This is a genomic window from Methyloglobulus sp., assembly GCF_040079455.1.
In the GTDB taxonomy this organism is placed as follows: Bacteria; Pseudomonadota; Gammaproteobacteria; order Methylococcales; family Methylomonadaceae; genus Methyloglobulus.
Genome location: NZ_JBEBKJ010000019.1, coordinates 1 through 18,377 on the forward strand (window position 1 = coordinate 1; position 18,377 = coordinate 18,377).

The 18,377-nt window shown below is 45.5% G+C and carries 19 protein-coding genes; 4 read left to right on the top strand and 15 right to left on the bottom strand.

Translation table 11 applies throughout. The features are described from left to right. Positions 1 to 86 precede the first annotated feature (86 nt). Positions 87 to 335, top strand: a complete 249-nt coding sequence (locus ABL924_RS06290) for a hypothetical protein (protein WP_349026223.1) — start codon at positions 87 to 89, stop codon at positions 333 to 335. A gap of 141 nt (positions 336 to 476) precedes the next feature. Here ABL924_RS06290 and dapE read toward each other — a convergent pair whose 3' ends face one another. The 13 genes from dapE to ABL924_RS06355 form a co-directional block, all read right to left on the bottom strand. Then, positions 477 to 1,604 carry a succinyl-diaminopimelate desuccinylase gene (dapE, locus tag ABL924_RS06295; RefSeq protein WP_349026224.1) on the bottom strand — a complete coding sequence of 376 codons (1,128 nt, stop codon included), beginning with the start codon at positions 1,602 to 1,604 and terminating at the stop codon, positions 477 to 479. Then, positions 1,601 to 1,945, bottom strand: coding sequence for an ArsC family reductase (locus tag ABL924_RS06300; RefSeq protein ID WP_349026225.1), 345 nt, complete (start codon positions 1,943 to 1,945; stop codon positions 1,601 to 1,603). The genes dapE and ABL924_RS06300 overlap by 4 nt, the downstream gene beginning before the upstream one ends. Positions 1,946 to 1,947: 2 nt before the next feature. Next, on the bottom strand, positions 1,948 to 2,190 hold the full coding sequence (locus tag ABL924_RS06305) for a hypothetical protein (protein ID WP_349026226.1): 243 nt from the start codon (positions 2,188 to 2,190) through the stop codon (positions 1,948 to 1,950). Positions 2,191 to 2,202: 12 nt separating this feature from the next. Continuing rightward, a complete protein-coding gene (locus ABL924_RS06310; RefSeq protein WP_349026227.1) occupies positions 2,203 to 2,442 on the bottom strand; it encodes a hypothetical protein in 240 nt (79 codons plus the stop codon). Positions 2,443 to 2,469: 27 nt separating this feature from the next. Next, a complete protein-coding gene (gene dapD, locus ABL924_RS06315) occupies positions 2,470 to 3,288 on the bottom strand; it encodes a 2,3,4,5-tetrahydropyridine-2,6-dicarboxylate N-succinyltransferase (RefSeq protein ID WP_349026228.1) in 819 nt (272 codons plus the stop codon). Positions 3,289 to 3,299: 11 nt separating this feature from the next. After that, positions 3,300 to 4,550, bottom strand: a complete 1,251-nt coding sequence (dapC, locus tag ABL924_RS06320; protein ID WP_349026229.1) for a succinyldiaminopimelate transaminase — start codon at positions 4,548 to 4,550, stop codon at positions 3,300 to 3,302. A 1-nt stretch (position 4,551) separates the two neighbouring features. Then, positions 4,552 to 5,334 (bottom strand): M48 family metallopeptidase, encoded by a 783-nt coding sequence (locus ABL924_RS06325; RefSeq protein WP_349026230.1) that lies wholly within the window; start codon positions 5,332 to 5,334, stop codon positions 4,552 to 4,554. Positions 5,335 to 5,795: 461 nt separating this feature from the next. Next, the gene (locus tag ABL924_RS06330; protein WP_349026231.1) at positions 5,796 to 6,608 is read right to left on the bottom strand and encodes a formylmethanofuran dehydrogenase subunit C; all 813 of its coding nucleotides are present in this window, start codon (positions 6,606 to 6,608) and stop codon (positions 5,796 to 5,798) included. Next, entirely contained in the window at positions 6,605 to 7,501 is an 897-nt protein-coding gene (gene fhcD / locus ABL924_RS06335) for a formylmethanofuran--tetrahydromethanopterin N-formyltransferase (RefSeq protein WP_349026232.1), read from the bottom strand. Before fhcD ends, ABL924_RS06330 begins: the two co-directional genes overlap by 4 nt. A 938-nt stretch (positions 7,502 to 8,439) precedes the next feature. Further along, the gene (locus tag ABL924_RS06340) at positions 8,440 to 9,525 is read right to left on the bottom strand and encodes a sulfite exporter TauE/SafE family protein (RefSeq protein WP_349026233.1); all 1,086 of its coding nucleotides are present in this window, start codon (positions 9,523 to 9,525) and stop codon (positions 8,440 to 8,442) included. A 68-nt stretch (positions 9,526 to 9,593) separates the two neighbouring features. Beyond that, positions 9,594 to 11,795 carry a DUF3570 domain-containing protein gene (locus tag ABL924_RS06345; RefSeq protein ID WP_349026234.1) on the bottom strand — a complete coding sequence of 734 codons (2,202 nt, stop codon included), beginning with the start codon at positions 11,793 to 11,795 and terminating at the stop codon, positions 9,594 to 9,596. After that, on the bottom strand, positions 11,795 to 12,382 hold the full coding sequence (locus ABL924_RS06350; protein WP_349026235.1) for a DUF3570 domain-containing protein: 588 nt from the start codon (positions 12,380 to 12,382) through the stop codon (positions 11,795 to 11,797). The genes ABL924_RS06345 and ABL924_RS06350 overlap by 1 nt, the downstream gene beginning before the upstream one ends. A gap of 14 nt (positions 12,383 to 12,396) precedes the next feature. Then, complete coding sequence (locus tag ABL924_RS06355) at positions 12,397 to 13,023, bottom strand: hypothetical protein (protein ID WP_349026236.1); 627 nt, start codon at positions 13,021 to 13,023, stop codon at positions 12,397 to 12,399. Between the two features lie 973 nt (positions 13,024 to 13,996). On the opposite strand from ABL924_RS06355, the gene ABL924_RS06360 reads away from it, so the two are divergent. Both ABL924_RS06360 and ABL924_RS06365 read left to right on the top strand, forming a co-directional pair. Further along, the gene (locus ABL924_RS06360; RefSeq protein ID WP_349026237.1) at positions 13,997 to 15,634 is read left to right on the top strand and encodes an AAA family ATPase; all 1,638 of its coding nucleotides are present in this window, start codon (positions 13,997 to 13,999) and stop codon (positions 15,632 to 15,634) included. Positions 15,635 to 15,642: 8 nt separating this feature from the next. Continuing rightward, on the top strand, positions 15,643 to 16,398 hold the full coding sequence (locus tag ABL924_RS06365; RefSeq protein ID WP_349026238.1) for a general secretion pathway protein GspB: 756 nt from the start codon (positions 15,643 to 15,645) through the stop codon (positions 16,396 to 16,398). A gap of 309 nt (positions 16,399 to 16,707) precedes the next feature. Here the strand turns inward: ABL924_RS06365 and ABL924_RS06370 are convergent, their stop codons facing one another. Together ABL924_RS06370 and ABL924_RS06375 are read right to left on the bottom strand one after the other, a co-directional pair. After that, on the bottom strand, positions 16,708 to 17,379 hold the full coding sequence (locus tag ABL924_RS06370) for a hypothetical protein (protein WP_349026239.1): 672 nt from the start codon (positions 17,377 to 17,379) through the stop codon (positions 16,708 to 16,710). A 121-nt stretch (positions 17,380 to 17,500) separates the two neighbouring features. Next, positions 17,501 to 17,872: an efflux RND transporter permease subunit gene (locus ABL924_RS06375; RefSeq protein WP_349026240.1), complete on the bottom strand. Its 372-nt coding sequence runs from the start codon at positions 17,870 to 17,872 to the stop codon at positions 17,501 to 17,503. A gap of 15 nt (positions 17,873 to 17,887) precedes the next feature. Here ABL924_RS06375 and ABL924_RS06380 point away from each other — a divergent pair, with 15 nt between their 5' ends. Next, on the top strand, positions 17,888 to 18,271 hold the full coding sequence (locus ABL924_RS06380) for a general secretion pathway protein GspB (protein WP_349026241.1): 384 nt from the start codon (positions 17,888 to 17,890) through the stop codon (positions 18,269 to 18,271). Positions 18,272 to 18,377 lie beyond the last annotated feature (106 nt).

Genomic DNA, 18,377 nt, shown 5'->3' on the forward strand with positions numbered 1-18,377 from the left:
CACACTCAAAACTAGGCTGTCAAACCCCGTTGGAATTTGTGAGGGATTTTGATAGGAATGCCGCCTAAAAAAGTGTCCGGTTTTAGTTGACCATTACAGATTATCGTGCTGGCATTAAACTGGAAGACTTGAATGCGGCAATGGAAGAAGAGCGATATATCGACATTTTGCATACTTGTAAACTTTGTGTGGGTAAAAATATTGATGTTGAAATAAAAAACAACCTGATATCGGGGGAACTTATGTTTATAAATAGTCGCGGACATTACGTCTTGAACAATGCGGGGCAGTCATTTTTTTCAGCGTTGAAAGAGGGGTATGAAAGGGATAGTTAGCCTGTGGTTGAGCCGATAATCCCCGCTAACTTTATGTTGCTGGGTTTCGTACCTCAACGCAGCAAACAAAGTAGATTGTCGAAATTGCCCTGGATATGTAGCAATGGAGACGCAAAATATTGCGTTTCCACGTTTTAATAATTATGTCAGTAAATTAATGAGTATTTGTTCGTAGATGGCTGACAGCACTTCAAGATCGTTCAGATCAATATGTTCGTTGATTTTATGGATACTTTCATTAATCGGTCCAAGCTCGATGACTTGTGCGCCAGTTGGGGCGATAAAACGGCCATCTGACGTGCCGCCGCCCGTGTCGTCTTTGGTTTCATAGCCAGTGATGGTTTTGATAGCAGCATGGGCGGCTTCAATCAGTTCGCCACGTTTAGTCAGGAAGGGATTGCCGGACAAGCGCCATTGCATATCATAGCTAAATCCGTGTTTATCCAGAATAGCGTGAGTGCGTTGTTTGATGATGTGCTCATCTAATTCCGTGGAAAAACGTAGATTAAATTGTACTTCCACGTTGCCGGGGATGATGTTCTCCGCCCCCGTACCTGAATGAATATTGGAGACTTGCAAGCTGGTTGGTGGGAAGTTGTGATTGCCTTGATCCCAAACTTCTTCCGTTAATTCCTTTAACGCAGGAGCAAAATTATGGATGGGATTATTGGCAAGTTCAGGATAAGCGACATGACCTTGAATGCCTTGGATCGTTAGTTTGGCACATAGAGAACCACGTCGACCTACGCGAATTACATCGCCGATTTTTTTGTCACTGGACGGCTCACCGACTAAACACCAGTCAATTTTTTCGTGTCGGGCTTCCAAAACCTCCACAACTTTAACGACACCATTGGTGGCTATGCCTTCTTCATCGCTGGTCATCATTACCGCAATTGATCCTTGATGATGAGGATGCTTGGCAACAAAGCGTTCAATAGCGGTTACGAAGGCTGCAATACCGCCTTTCATATCAGCGGCACCACGACCGTATAGCTTGCCGTCACGGATAGTTGGTTCAAACGGCGGCGAAACCCAGGCATCCAAAGAGCCGGTCGGTACAACATCCGTATGTCCTAAGAATACGAACAACGGTTTTGCAGTTCCTTTACGTAGCCAGAGATTTTGCGTATCGACAAAATCAAGGCGTTCTTCACTAAACCCTAATGGTTTGAGGCGATCTGTCAGCACATCTTGACAGCCTTCATCCAGGGGAGTGACCGAAGGACGGCGGATAAGGTCTTTAAGGAGTTCCAGGGTGTTGCTCATGTTAACTTGGCTTGGTAGATGTCTGGTTTAAAACCGATCAAGAGTTCACTGCCGGTATCTAAGATAGGTCGTTTAATCAGGGTAGGAATTCCCAGCATAAGCTGCAAAGCTTTTTCTTCTGTGAGATCAGCTTGTTGCTCGGCACTCAGTTGCCGCCAACTGGTGCTGCTGCGGTTAAGCATGGTTTCCCAGCCCAAATCAGCAGCAAAATGTTGAAGCTGTTCTGCTGTTAATCCATCGGCACGATAATCGTGGAACTGATAAGCGATACCGTTATTGTCCAGCCAGCCACGCGCTTTTTTGACGGTATCGCAGTTTTTTATGCCATAAAGCACAGCCATAATTACAACTGGCTGTTCAGCAATTCGTCAATATCAGGCAGTTCTTTGTCGGATTTACAGCGAATTTTATACAGATCGACGAATTCCATAAAAGCTTGCTGTAAGTCTTCAAGAATTTCCTCCTCATTTTCCCGCTCATCTTCGGGAACTTCGCTTGATTCTAAATACTCTTGTTGCAGTGCGATTTCGCTGTTAAGGGCAAGGGTCGCGTAGATGATGGCATTGTTGCTTAGGTTTTGGCTCATATATTTCTCTAATTAGTTAATGGTTTTTTCTTCGGGTTCACAATATCCGATTGGTTTTTCAGCGCCATACCCAAACATCTCATCAAGCATTTTCCAAGCTCTTTTCCTTGCTCGTTCTGAAAGATGAGAAGCACGATCAAGATTGCCCGCAGCTATTTCTCTTTGGACAAGCGTTCCATGATGGTTCATGTGAATTAATGAATCAGCCCACTCGGTCAACTTATCTCTACTAATTTTTATCTCATCTGTCATCTCGAAATCATTGTCTAAATTTGTTGTTTAATCCCGCAACAATTCATTAATACCCGTTTTGCTACGTGTCCTTTCATCAACTTGCTTGATAATCACTGCACAATACAGGCTGTATTTGCCATCAGAAGAAGGCAGGTTGCCGGAGACGACGACTGAGCCGGCGGGAATGCGGCCATAAGTGACTTCACTCGTCATGCGGTTGAAGATTTTGGTGCTTTGCCCAATATAAACGCCCATTGAAATAACGCAACCGTCTTCAACGATAACGCCTTCGACGACTTCTGAACGTGCACCGATAAAGCAATTGTCTCCGATGATGGTCGGGCCTGCTTGCAAAGGTTCCAAAACCCCGCCGATACCGACACCGCCGGAAAGATGGACATTTTTGCCGATTTGAGCGCAAGAACCCACCGTCACCCAGGTATCCACCATCGTGCCGCTATCGACATACGCGCCGATATTGACATACGAAGGCATCAGGATTGCGCCGGGTGCAATATAAGAACCACGGCGAGCAACCGCATTAGGTACGACACGGACACCGGCTTTGGCGAAGTCTTCTTCAGAATAGTTAGAGAATTTACATTCGACCTTATCGTAATAACGGGTGTTGCCGCCGTCCATCAGGCGGTTTTCGTTGATGCGGAAAGATAGCAACACAGCTTTTTTCAGCCATTGGTTGGTTACCCAGTCGCCGTTGATTTTTTCGGCGACGCGGGCTTTGCCTGTATCGAGTAAGGTCAGGGCTTCATTTACCGCATTGCGGACTTCTGCGCTGGCATTGGTGGGTGTGATGTCGGCGCGTTGTTCAAAGGCGTTGTTGATGATGTTTTCTAGTTCAGTCATGGTTGTTACTTTTAGTTTAAGGTGTTGATGAAATTTTTGATTCGATGTGCGGCTTCGACACAGTCAGCTAATGGCGCAACCAATGCTATACGAACGTAATTTTGACCAGGGTTAATATTAGCGAATTCACGGGATAAGTAACTGCCGGGTAAAACCGTAATGTTTTCTTTAGCAAAAAGTTGTTGGGCGAATTCGGTATCGGCAGTTGCTCCAGACAACTTGCTGTACTCTCTCTGACCTTGTAGGTCGTCAGATAAGTTTGTCTTTAGCCATATATAAAAGCTGGCCTCTGGTTTACTAATATCGCAGACATTGCTAAGTATGTCGATAAAAGCAGCGAATTTGGCACGGTACAATTCGCGATTTTCGATAACGTGGGCTTCATCCTGCCAAGCACGAATACTGGCATGTTGCGTGGGCAATGGCATGGCGCAGCCCTGATACGTACGATATTGAAAATAAGACTGTAAAATTTCCGCATCACCCGCAACAAAGCCAGAACGCAAGCCCGGCGCATTAGACCGCTTGGATAAGCTATGGAAAACCAAGCAACGTTTGAACGCGGTATTGCCCATTGCACAAGCGGTTTGCAGCAAGCCCACGGGCGGCTTGTCTTCGTCATCATAAAGTTCGCTGTAACATTCATCCGAGGCGATGATGAAATCGTATTTTTCAGCCAGCCGAACTAGCTTTTCCTGGTTTACTTGTGGCATGACAGCACCGCTAGGATTGCCTGGGGAACAAATATAAATTAACTGGCAACGCAGCCATATTTCTTCCGGTACGGAGTCAAAATCAGGCAGATAACCGGAAGATTCGGTGGTGTTCAGAAAGTAAGGTACTGCTCCCGACAATAATGCCGCGCCTTCATAAATCTGGTAGAAAGGGTTCGGCATGATGATTATAGGCTTTGCTGAAGCATCAACCACACACTGCGCTATCGAAAACAAGGCTTCGCGTGTGCCACTTACGGGCAAAATCTGGGTTTCGGGATCAATCACCTCACGCGGGATTTTGAAACGAAAACTCAACCAATCGGCAATGGCCTGCCTTAATGCGGGAATGCCTTTGGTGGTTGGGTAAGTACCAAGTCCTTTGATGTGTTCAAAGAGCGCATCCTGGATAAATGCTGGGGTTGGGTGCGTTGGCTCACCGATGGATAAGCTGATGTGCGCTTTGTCTTTCGGCGCAGTTATACCCTGCTTAAGTCGAGCCAGTTTTTCAAAGGGATACGGGTGGCAAAGTGCTAAACCTGGATTCATTTCAGATACAGTGCGGTTGTTTACCCATAGCTTGAGCTTGTTGATACAGCCCCATTGCTTGCTGCATATGCTGTTCCAAGTCTTGGATGCGGGTAGCGTGCGAGGGATGGGTGGACATGAATTCCACCGTTTGCTTCCCTTGAGTAGCTTGTGCCATTTTCTGCCATAACGAGACGCTAAACCGTGGATCAAAACCCGCTTTAGCCATCAAATCTACGCCAATTATATCGGCTTCGCTTTCCTGAGTACGACCATAAGGTTTAAGTACGCCATATTCCGCACCGACTCCCAACAGCCCGAAACCGAGCTGACCCAAAGGGGATGACGGCATCGCGAGGGCTTGCAAAATGTTCAGTCCTTGGCTCATCGCCATTTCTTGTGAAGCCCGTTCATTGCTATGCTTAGCCATTACGTGGCCGATTTCATGACCAATAACAGCAGCCAATTGCTCCTGATTATCGACCAATTGCAGCATTCCGGTATGCACGCCGATTTTATTGCCGGGCAGCGCGAAGGCATTCGGGCTGGTGTCCTCAAATACCACGACTTCCCAACTGCCGCCCACTATCCGCGTGATGGCGTTTGCAATACAAGTGGTTGCTTGATTATATTGGCTGTTATAGCTGAGTTTTTTATCTCTTTTTAAGGTATCAAATGCCTGTAAACCCATCTGGTTGATTTGCGTGTCAGGCATGAAAATGAACTGGCTTCTGCCAGTAGGGCTAGTAGCGCAAGCAGTGAGTGCTAACGTAGTTGCCAGAATAGGAAGTATTTTTTTGATCATAAGAACGCCCTATAGATGTTAACAGTGACGATTATTTTAACGTAACTTGGTGTATACAAGCTAAAAATGTACAGGGGTAAGAGGACTAGCGGTTCAAGGATAATGCTCCAAGCATAGATGTTCATAAAAAGACTATAATATGTGCCTTAATTAAAATCATTTTTCGACGGATGGTGTGGCCTCGTCTCGCTTATCACAGGCTAGATACTTGCCAAAAGACCACCAAGATCGAATTCAAAATATCCAAGCTTGCTCAGCGTATATGTGATGCAAGCTTGGGCAATGAAGCAAGGTCTTGTCGGTTCAATACTGGTTGATTCCAATCATAAACTTCCTTTAATGTTCTGTTTGCAGTTGACTAACTCAAAATAATTGAAGATAGAGCATTAAGCGAATTGCAAATTTCTTGTAGTTTTCGCGCGAAATCACTATTGCTCTTCAAATAGCAACTCAGCGGCAATTTATAATTTAACCAACACCTCCCCTCGCCCCATTTCCGACATATCACCCGCATAACGTTGGACTCGGCTGAATGCGACGATTGGATCGGAAAATTTAGAGTTACTACTTTTAAATGACGCAAATAATAATGGCAGAAAACCCAGCGTATGCGCCCCGCAGTCATTAAAACTGGCTGGTAGTTGAGGTTTATTCCATAGTAATAACGTACCGCGACGCATGGCATAACCTAAATATCGCCCCGTGTTACCCATGACGGCAATGGTTCCTGCTGTCATACGCGAACCGCAATAATCACCTGCATTGCCTTCAATTAGGATAGTACCGCGCCGCATGTGATCTCCTGCGCGTTCACCGACATTGCCTTTAACGAGAATAGTGCCACCCTTCATGCCCATCTTGTTGCCAGGAAGCGCAGCACCGAGAAAATCGCCGACACTGCCGGAAATTTCCAGATAGCCTTTTTTCATTTCGCAAGCGGCATATAATCCTACATTGCCGGAAACTTTTATTTCGCCGGATTTCATGCCCATGCCGAGATAAGCCCCCACATCGCCGTTTACGGTAATACTACCGCCATTCAATTCTTTACCGATAAAATCCAGTTTGTCATAGCTGTTGTTTATGACAATAGTCTGCGTATCGTCACCTGAAATAGTGAACAAATCACCTGCTGGAATTTGTTGTTTGCCACATTGCAAAGCTATCGCAGCGATTTCATTTGCCGTTTTGCCTAATAAGTTAAGAGGCACTAAAGGTGACATATCAACACGTTGCTTGGGCTGGATTTTCAATGTAAAAGTCAATGCACTCATGCCATAATCTCCTGCAAATGGAAGTGGAAAGGTCCCAGCTTACCACCATAATTTCCGGCACTAATGCGTTTAATACCGTTGGCTGCGCCTAGGTTACAAACAGCTTGAATACCTGCTCGCATGGCTTTATCAATATCTTCTTTGCTTAAACCATCAATCACAATTTCCATAACTGCTTCGATGTCAGGCGAAAGTTCGGTTTTGGTCGCACCTTTTAAGGTCGGGCAAAAAGCATCGTTGGTTGAGGCGTTTAATGTGGTGTATTTGGAACCCACTTTGGAACCTGATCGCACCACACCCCCTGGAAACGGCATAATCACATTGGGTATTTTGTTCATAACCTCTATCGCAGCTTCACACGCCGTTAACACTTGCGCTTGAGATTGCCCCAACACCAAGAAGTTACCACCGCCAATGGCTTCAACTTGCCCTGTGGTAGCTTCAGTTAAGAATTCGCCATCCATTACCGGCACACGCCAATACCGCTTTCCAGCGATAACTTTAGCAATCTGAAACCCATCGCCAAAGTAACGCAAGTTTTTACCGAGCGGAATTTTAGTAGCGCTCTCAATTCCGGCAAACAAAGCCGAAGTTGGAGAGGTCAGCACGCACTGCCCAGCCCTGGTTTCTAACTGTTTAGCCAAGCCTTTGCCGCCCATAGCAAAAATCATGACTGCCACACCTGGACGACCATCTGGCGTTTCTGAAGAATCCAGAATCCTGTCAATACCTGCTTCGCAGCCACACATGATTACTGACGTGGCAAAACCCGTCATGGTTTGGGCGGCAATCATCGCCCATTTCTCATTAATGGCTGTGATAATCGCCCGGGTTGCTTTCATAGGAAAAGCTTCGGCAAAAGTTGCGTCGATAGTTACGCCGTTGATAATCATATTGTTATGCTCACACCTTATATTTTTTATTCATTTACTAACAATTGCATAATAGGGATCTCTAATAATCCCCTCTCCCTCTGGGAGAGGGCTAGGGTGAGGGAAATAACCACTTGATTTTAAAGCCCTCATCCCAACCTTCTCCCAAAAAGGGAGAAGGAGCTTTTTGAATTATTAGAGGTTACCTAATGTATTTGTGGCAACAGAATCTTATTCTGAAATTTTATGATTCCAATATTGAAGCATGGAAACGAAAATTTGTGCGCCTAATCGACACTAAAAAGTGGGATTTCTAGCTACCCCCTCCCTAAATGTTAGTTATAGCCTGTTAGCTCTTAGAACCCCATCATAATCAATTGCCGACCTGATGAGTTACGCTTTGCCCTACCCAATCTATCCAACTTACAAGTCGCTCCATTGATCCACTTCATCCTCCGTACGGACGTACAGTCCACCCAAGCTATGGTTTACTTAAATAGGTGGCTTGTGCAGTTTTTGTGTTGAGCAGGCTCGACCACCCGTTCTATTATGCTACTTGGAATAAGGAAATCAAGGAATCTCTGATTCAAGATAAGGATGAACGAGTAACTCGTTGATTATGTTTGTTTGAGTCCTTCAGCGCACGCAGGGAAGCCATGTCGAACCATAAGCAGAATCAACTGCTTATGCCCTTCATTCTAATCTGTGATGGTCAACTAAAACTGGACGCTTCTTCACTTGCTTCAATCGCTTTACACAAATATCGCTCCATATGAGGTCATGTTGGGCCTCCCTTATTGTCCAAGTAGTACTATGTTCGTTGATATAAGCTAACAGTTTGTAATTGCATAGCAGGTAGTCCGTGTATAACTCTAGCTTTTCTTTTTCGATCCCAAAATGATATGCCTTTTGGTAGTGGGTTCGTAACATCAGTTAAGACGGTATGTCGCTCATCTTCATTAATGGCACGAGTGGTGTTTGGCTGCGTCTATTCGGGATTCATCAGGAAAATACGTGGGCAAGGCTTTATGAAGGATTGATTTAAAATTGTAACCGGATTCGGTGCGTACTAAACCCTTGTCCAACATCATCACACCCATAATAATCAAAACGATGGCCGATACCCGCATAAAGTAGTGTGTGGCAGCACTCGATAGTTTCCGCGCCAACCAGCCAAAACTCAGTAAGGCGGGTAATGTACCCAAGCCAAACAAGGTTAACATGGTTGCGCCTTCAAGCGGATTGCCATTGCCTGCTGCCAGAACATACATCGCTTGTAAGGGGCCGCAACCCAGTAAAAATCCGGAGAAAAAACCGATGAAAAAAGGGCTGCCCGATTGCCGCCGCTTCGCCATCGCAAAACGTGTCATTGCTTCAGGCTGTTTGATGCGGATATGTTTTAATGGGGACAAGATATTCAGCATATTCAGGCCGAATAACATCAAAAACAATCCCGCAACAATGGCGCTAACCCCGCTCATAAAAGGCGTGATGGTGAATAGTGAACCCAAAATCCCAAACAGCGCCCCAAAAAGGGCATAAGACAAGGTTTTGCCTGCACCGTAAAGAAGGTGAGACCGGTAAGCCGGACGGCCTTGCTCCACATCTTTTATAGTATATGAAAGCACGAAATTACCGCACATGCCTATGCAATGCAGCCCGGAAATCAGCCCAACGACAAATATCATCCCATTACCGGTGTGTGAATTGATCTCAGGCATGCTAACGCGCTGCCATAATTCTCTGGAAAACAGCATTAACAGGATCACGCCGCCTACAAAAAGCATCGTCAGCCCAAGCTTAAGGACACACTGCTTTTTGGAGGTGTTAGAAGGCAACTTGATCGCGTAACCCTTGGCGGCGATGAGACGGCCAATTTCTGTCAAACTGGTTTTTGAGGTATCAAAACACACATTAACGTTAGCGTGGGCATAGTCTGCCTGAACTTGATAAATCCCCGGCATATGGCTCAGTGTTTCTTCAATAATGGTTTCGCAACCAGTACACTGCATGCCGTTAATGGTTACTTGTCTACAAATATTCATGATTTATCTCCTAAGTTATTGACTATCTCTAGTTGCCAACAAGGGTCGATACCGCTTGATCCTTGTCCTTAAAATCCATAACTCCAACTAACGGCCAAGCCGTAATCACGATCAAGTTGGTAACCGTTGTAATCAGTGTGAACAGGTTGTAACCATTCAAACTTTAAGGTGTTGCCTTGGAATGCGCCACTTGGAATGGTGACGTTAACGCCCAGGCCTAAATCGACAAACTGGCCGCCATAGTTAGCGGGGAAGTCGAAGGGACCAATGTGTTGGAGGACAAAAGGAAGTCCCGTATTACTATCAATTTCTGTTGAAGCAGGATAAGCGCCATGAACCTTGCCTTGCGAGGTGTACACGCCGCGTACCGTGGTCGCCAGCCAGTTTGTCCAATGATAGCCGCCCCAGACGCTACCCTGGAAAATGTCGCCGAAAGCAAAACCTGATTCGTTATGGTCTTCCAGCCGCACCGTCCCTGTGGCTTGTGCGCCCCAGAGAAATTCGTCCACCTCGCCCATGTACGTCAGGCTGGGTTTAAAATCCCAGGTACCGCTGCCCAGTTGCATCCCGTAATGGATGCGCTGGTTATCGACGGGAGTGACCAGGGTTTTGCGTAAGTTAATATCGGCATCGCCCGTGGGCGCGGTACCGCCAAAACTTAAGGTAAGGTGATGGTGGGGCTTATCAAACACTTTAAACAAAGCATATATCCCCAGGACGCCGACGCCCCCAGTTTGGTGGGCATGCCCCGTCGGATGATCGCCGTGTATTGTGTTAAAATGCACGTTCGGGTTGGCAGTCATGGTCATCTCCATGTCTGCCCACTGCGGCATCAGCATCAGGGTGAGCCAATCGGTCGGGGCGACCATCAAGTCCAGCATGTGCATGTTCATCGCCATAAAGTTGGGCGTGACCGCGCACCCTCTGCCACCGCAACCGTCCGCACGCACGGTGTTGATACTGGCAGGATGGCTACCCAGCATCACATCACCAGACTGTTCGCTGCGCATATAACGGTAACCCACCATAAAATCGCCGGATTTCGGCAAGGCATGATCAAACATCACACCAGCGGGCGAATTGGAATGATTATGTTGATGATGTCCACCATGCCCATCATTACCGCTACCTCTCGTATTCAACGCACCCAGATTAACCTTGAGCGCGGCATTCGCCACCCAGTAATCATAATCGGCAAAAGCCTGTTCGCCACCGCCACCCAGCTTGAGGCTACCCTGATGAGTGTAATATTCAAAGCCGGTTTCCAGGCTGATCCCTTTGGCGAATTGTTTATTCACCGTCACCCCGCCGCTTAAAGTGCCAAACCCTGATAAGCGCTGATCGCTGGAGAAGTATTTTGGAAAGGTACGGAGCATTTTGCCGCTAATTGGTTCGCCAGCACGGTCTAAAACACCTTCAAACACTTGAAAGATACCTCTGGTATAAAAATCCGCCGCTGATTGCGAGTAATAGCGGATACGCGGGGTCACCGTCCAGCCTGCACCCAAAGGTTGCACCCAGTCGGCTTCAAAAGTGTGGGCATTGATGCTCCAGTCGTCATGGGCAAAATGGTAGTCGAAATGCAGGGCGGCATTTAAAGGCTCGATAAACTGGTCATACCCCAGATGCCAGTTAAACAGGTTGCGTTCATCGGGGCGAACTTCAATATACCCAAGAACGCCTGCAGGGCCTTCAAGATTGGTAAGGACAAATTCCTGGCCAGGCTTGAAATTGACGAAGTGGGCGTAGACTACTTTATAAGGGTTTGCCAGATAACCGGTGCTACGGGTATAGCCTAGGTCTAAGGAAAGGAGGGAATTTTTACCCAATACTTGAGTTAGTCCCAGTTGGCTGCCCCAATCCTCACGGTTGCCGTGCAAAATAGAGTTTGTCCGTAATATTTCTCTATTTTTATCGGCAGCATAGGTACTTTCGATATACCCGACGGGGACGGTTGGCACAACCGGTTTAACGACAATATTGCCAGCATTGTCGAAATCTGCCGAGGAATTATAGTAAGGGCTTGGGTCGTAGAAATTTCGTGCATCCGGATCTATTGTGGCAAACGTATCACTGTTAGTGTAACTGACCCCCCAGTTGACGGTAGTCTGCTTCTGGTTGAAATCAAAGCGCCCACCCAGGTTGGCAAAGCGGGATTCGTAATCATTTTCTACCGAGATACCGCCGCCAATGTCCAGCACCGCCTCGTCCCATTCATAACTCAACTTGAAATCGCCTTGTTTTCGGGTCTCAGGGGATGCTGTAGACATTACATGGGTGAGCTGGTTATTTCGCAGGGCAGGAACTGAATTAGCTGAGCCAAGGTCGGGTTATTAACAAGAGAATAAAAATTAAGGTTCCTGTCGATAAAAACATTCTGCACTTGTTGCGGAGCGGCATAGGGCGATGCCCCGACAGCTATAAAATTGCCTTTGCTGTCTTTAACGCCTCTGGGGTTAGATACTCCATAAACAGCCGGTGCAGTCCCGAAGGGCGTGGCACCAGACCAAGTGTCCTGGGTGTAATTGAAGGCAAACTTGATACGGTCAGTTAGGGTAAACCGCCCGCTACCGTGGATACTGTCAACTTCAATTGGATTGAGGTTTTGCGGCAACTTTGACGCTTGCAGCACACTTGGTTCCGGCGTTTCGACCAGTCCATAAATAGCCCGCTTGCCTTCCTGGTAATGGCTGTATTGGAAATCCACGCTGTCTTCGTCTGCTGCTTGTGCAGGGCTATACAGTAAGCCGGGCAAGATCAGTGCGGCGGATGATAAGGCGGCGAGCGGTGCAAGTACGGAAGCCGGATGGCTTTTTTGTTTGTTTGTGTAATTAGGTTTTTTATTTTTATTATCCATAACGATCTCAGTAGTTAAGAGAAGGCGGTTGCAAGGTTAAAATTAAGGTATCTCTGATTAAGTCCTTCGACTGGCTCAGGACGAACGGCCAGTATGGATAACGCCTGTTTACGCAATTCGGCGAATTGATCATCGTGTAATAGCTGCGCCATTTGTAGCACTACACTTTGTCCATTTTGCTTTCTCGTCCGAAACGCGAACCTAATATCCAGATTTCTTCCGCTTGGCCGCTTGTTATGATGGACAAAGGTGTTTGATGATTTAGCTGCGTTTAGCTTAGCCAAACCAGATTGCGGATTGCGGCATACTCGATCTATCCGCGAACCCAGCAGACATTCCATGACGTACCTGACATTTGCACCGACACAAGTAAAGGTTACGGTGCTGGGTAAGACGGAATAATGGATGACTGCTCCAGTCTTATCAGCGATTGCTTTCGGTATTTGCCCTAACGGCGCATACCTAGCCCCAAGCCTTATAGCGGTTGTGGCTTGTTTGGATAAGGTGATCTGGATGCTGGAAGATTGGCTTGCTTGTACGACATTGCTTACATTGTCTGCGCTGGCAAATGCACGGACGGCTACCAGCAACATCAGGCTGGAAAAAACGATCGGCAGAGCTAACGTCAGAGGTGTATTCATCAATAAACGATTTTGTCGGTTATTAGTGTCACTAAAAAACAACTCGGCACTCTAAATACGTATGCACTCAGACTGTTTGTTTTTATAGGTTTAGGACGGCGACTGACTATCTCTACACTTCGTTGTCGGTGCTTTCATTCCCTTATCCTGTCGGATGGGCTTTAAAAATCGACTTTTGAAGGCATACCAGCACTGGATGTCCGATACTTCTTCTCAAACAAAAATCGGGTGTAATTAGCAACTGACCCCAAGATCTTAATTCGATGCCATTTTCTTAGCACTTACTTTGTCAAGAGCTATTGACCATAAAAAAATTATTAATCAATATGTTGTAATAATTCCGTGTAAAACACGGTACGCTACAAAATGGTAGTTTTACTTCTTTAAATCAATAAAAACCACTAACTTATTTTGCAGCGGTACATCCTGAAAAAGATGCGGACTAAGAGCGTATATTTCTATAAACCCTCAATCCGCATTAGAACTCGAGGGGCAACTTAGTAAGATATGAACACTCGCAGAAGTCGCATATAGCCTAACAGCTTTTCCCTGCCTTTGGAATGCGGCAAATTGTCGCACCCATGCAGCCAAATATAATCATTAATAATCAAACATTTAACCTATATAGCAACACCGTTCGTGAGAAAATTTTGGCAAGAGGGGATACCTGCGACTTAAATGCAAGAGAGCTTTGGGCTATCAGTAAAACCTTTGTGTGAACCAAGATAATGAATCGATATTGATATTAGGTACACAAGCGCGTTTGTACAAAAGTTTTGTTTAGTATCGTATAGATAGGGTACTTACATTAAGACCTTCTTACTGTTGTGAGTTACAATTATACTGGCTCACAAGATTAAAGGATTCAAAGTACAAATTGGCAAATGTCAACCTTGAAACGTTGTTGTTTTTGCGTACGCAAGCAATCGATAATAGCCATTAAACTCATTTACTAGCACACCGAATATAAACTTTGTATAACGAATACTTTCATTTTAGCGAGCTGCCGTTTTCGATAGCGCCAGACCCGCATTTCATGTTTATGAGTACCCGTCATCAAGAAGGGTTAGCACACCTGTTGTACGGCATTAATTACGGCGGCGGCTTTGTCGCCTTAACGGGCGAAGTCGGCACGGGTAAAACCACATTGTGCCACTGTTTATTGCAGCAACTGCCAAAACACATTGATATTGCCCTCATCCTAAATCCCATGCTCAATGCCACCGAATTATTGGCGACCATTTGTGATGAATTAAAGATTATTTACGACCCAAACTGGCACACATTAAAAACCCTCATTGATGCCTTAAATCTGCATTTACTCACCGCCTATGCCAGTGGTAGGCGCACGGTGATCGTCATTGACGAAGCCCAAAACCTAAGCATGGACGTGTTAGAACAAATCAGGTTGCTGACCAACCTTGAAACCAGCAAAACAAAGTTACTGCAAATCATTCTGGTCGGACAACCTGAACTGAAAGATTTATTAAACCAGTCCGAACTGCGCCAACTAAATCAGCGGATTACCGCCCGCTATCATCTACTACCACTCTCACTGGATGAAACCCGCACGTACATTCGCCATCGGCTCATGGTTTGCAAAGGTGATCCCTATCTTTTTACAGAGAGTGCCATCAATAAAATCTTTCAACTCTCCAAAGGCATTCCTCGTGTCATCAACATTATTTGTCATTGCGCCTTATTGGGAGCCTACTCAACTGATACGCGCATCATCACTCCGCCTATCATCAAACGCGCGGCCAAAGAAACACTGGGGGTTAACGACACACCATCACGGTTAAAACCTTTGTTAGCCATATTGGCATTAAGTTGTCTTGCTGCGAGGCTATTTTATGTATACGGTGACATAACATACCCAACACCACCCAAATCTAAGACGATTTTATCCGGCAAGTTTCCTGAAAAAGCGGCTCAAAAACAACCAATACCCGTCAAGGTTTCACCAACTATTGCCACGCATGAACCTGTCATTGAAACAAAGCCCTTTAGCTCATGGTTAGATAATCCAGATCTTACCTTGAATACAGGATTAACTAACGCCCTTAAACTTTGGGGCAAAGAAATACCAGCTAATCAGCAAGTAGACTGTAATTACGCACAAAAAACAGGTTTGTTGTGCCTGTTCGACAGAAGTAACTGGAAAGACCTAATCGCATTCAATCGCCCAGTCGTGTTGGAGTTTTCTTTATCTCCAGATACCAAACGCTATGCGTTACTAACAGCCATAAAGGATGGTCAACCTACCCTGAGCTTCGACCACAACGTGACATTTCCGTTAGCCGATGTACTGAGCTTTTGGGATGGGTATTACGTATTACTCTGGCAATCACCTGCTCCCACAATGAAGGCGATTTATCCTGGGCAATCATCTGCAAACGTATTATGGTTACGTCAACAGTTGACGGCAGTTGACGGCATAAACCAGGAAATCCAATACCCCCAGTTTTTTGATGTAAGCCTGAAAGCACGAGTCATTAATTTCCAACAAGCACATCATCTTACCCCAGATGGTAAAGTGGGTATTCAGACTATTTTTCATCTTGATAATGCAACCGGCGCAAAGGGTTCGCCACACCTAAAACAGGACTGATTCGCACTATGTCATATATTCTCGACGCTCTCCGAAAATCTGAACAGCAAAGGCAAACCATCCAGCCTGATACTGTTACGGACAGAATACTGATTAACCAACCACAACCCAAACAAAAACGGCCAAAGTGGATAGTTGCACTCGTTATCGGCAACTTGCTGGTTATCGCCTATTTTGTCTGGTTTTTTACCCATAAAGCTCCTATGGAACAGCAGTTTAAGGTAGTAGCGGACAATTCAGAAAAACAGCTTTTACCACTGCCTGTTACGCAGCCACAGAATAGGATTAACGAAGAACCCAATCAATCGTTACCTAAACCGCCAGAACCAGCATCGACCTCTATTGCCCAATGGGTTGAAGCAAAAAAAGAAGCAAAAAAAATGGCCGATATTCAACGCACAAATAAACAACTTTCAGAAAAAAAACCGCTTCCCGTCAAAAAGGAGCTTTCTATTCATAAACTAACGACAGCTCCCAAGCCTGAAATGTTAGAAACGATAGCGGAAAAACCAGCAACCCTACCACCGAAGCAAGGTATAGTCGCCGTAGATGAATTGCCTTATGAAATCCGTAACAACTTACCTAACCTGAACATCAACGTGTTCAGCTATGCTAACCAGCCTGAAGATCGTTTTGTGATTATCGACATGGTTAAATACCGAACTGGGCAGCTCATCAAAGGCTCGGTAAAGCTCAAAGAAATTCTTCCTAACAGCATTGTCTTGCAGTATGGCAGCAGCACGTTCAGAATTGAAAGGCCTTGAGTCCTCTCTGGCTATATGGAAAAACCATCAACCAAAAAAATTATTGCAATGAGTGCCGCGTTATCGTGCTTGGCGGCGGGATTAGAGAGCATTGCAAGTCTTGCTATAAAAAATAAAATGGAAAGGCTGGCGGGAAAATTCCCGCCAGCACATTAATTTTTAAGGAGGTGTCGTCATGGTTGGCGAACAAAGTGTCGTTATGCTGATTCGAAAACGCCTTATTGTTCGGTTCTCAATAAAAACGATAATAGCCAAGCCATGACCCGCCCTATCAAGATTAAATAACCTCTTACTCATTTAATTGAAGACCTAAGGAACTCTGACCAAAGTATTTCCGCAGGTATAAGTATAAGGGGCTACGCCTCTGGAATAAGTGGATAAAACAATTTGACTTCCGTCGGTTTTAGCACCGACGGCATAGCTTGCGTAATAATAACTACAACTACCTATGGCAAAAGTTATACCATTAGTCAGTCCCCAGGTTTGGGTTGCAACGTCGCTATATAAGTTGGCTTTTTTTGCGGTTAATTCTGCAAAATATGGATGACCAGCTGAAATAGTGCCATTTGCCACAGACAATTCGTTAACTGCCGTACCTCTGGTGCATTTAAAAAAGCTTTGGACACGACCGTTCGTCAACGTGATATTATTGACTTTGCAAGTATCCGTGCTGCCAGTGACCTTATAATTTCCGGGAACTATGACCTTGGTGGTAATAACTGGTGAAGGTGTCGCCAGGACATTGGCTGTCGAACTAATAATTCCCCCAGCATTTACATTAAGGTCTATGATGACATCAAAATATCTGACCTTGCCTGTGCTATCTGTGGTTGGTACGCTGAATGCGCGTACGGTATCTCTTAGAGCATAACTTGCGCTTTTTTCAAGCATGATAGCCGGAATAGCTGCCTGAGCCAAGGCAGGCAGGATTGCCCCCGCCATTAATACGATTGCTACAATTTTCTTGGTATTGTTTTTCATTGCTTTTCCCCATGATTATTTGTGTCAGAATTTAGGTGCTGCCACGTCACCTTTACGCCGAACTTCTGCAATATCTTGATAGATAATTTTTTGGTTAGCATGAACCATGTTTTAAATCAAATCAATTTTTTTTAGATTTAAAACTATTGCCCGGCGGGGACATGAAACACGGAATGTTTCTTCGCCAGAAACAAATAAAAAGTAGGCACGACGAATAAGGTAAATAGCGTACCCACAACCTAAGCCACCTGCGATAACCAGGCCGATGTCGAAACGGCTGGCTTGCTCCTGGGCCAGATGCCATGAGCAGGGGAAGCATCGCTACAATCATCGCTACGGCAGTCATCAGGATAGGTCTTAACCGGATAGCGGAAGCCTGCTCGATAGCTTCTTGCTTGCTTAATCCCTCCTTGATTTGTAACTGATTGGCGAATTCTACAATCAGGATGCCGTTTTTGCCGCCAATAATCAATAACGTGGTGAAACTGGACACATAAAGGCAAATAAAATGGCCGATATTCAACGCACAAATAAACAACTTTCAGAAAAAAAACCGCTTCCCGTCAAAAAAGAGCTTTCTATTCATAAACTAACGACAGCTCCCAAGCCTGAAATGTTAGAAACGATAGCGGAAAAACCAGCAACCCTACCACCGAAGCAAGGTATAGTCGCCGTAGATGAATTGCCTTATGAAATCCGTAACAACTTACCTAACCTGAACATCAACGTGTTCAGCTATGCTAACCAGCCTGAAGATCGTTTTGTGATTATCGACATGGTTAAATACCGAACTGGGCAGCTCATCAAAGGCTCGGTAAAGCTCAAAGAAATCCTTCCTAACAGCATTATCTTGCAGTATGGCAGCAGCACGTTCAGAATTGAAAGGCCTTGAGTCCTCTCCCACTGGGAGAGGACATTTGCCGTTTGAAGAAGAGATTAGGAAGAGCAAAGCTTTCCTAAAGTTAGGCGCATAAAAACCAGACTTTCCCTGGTCTTTA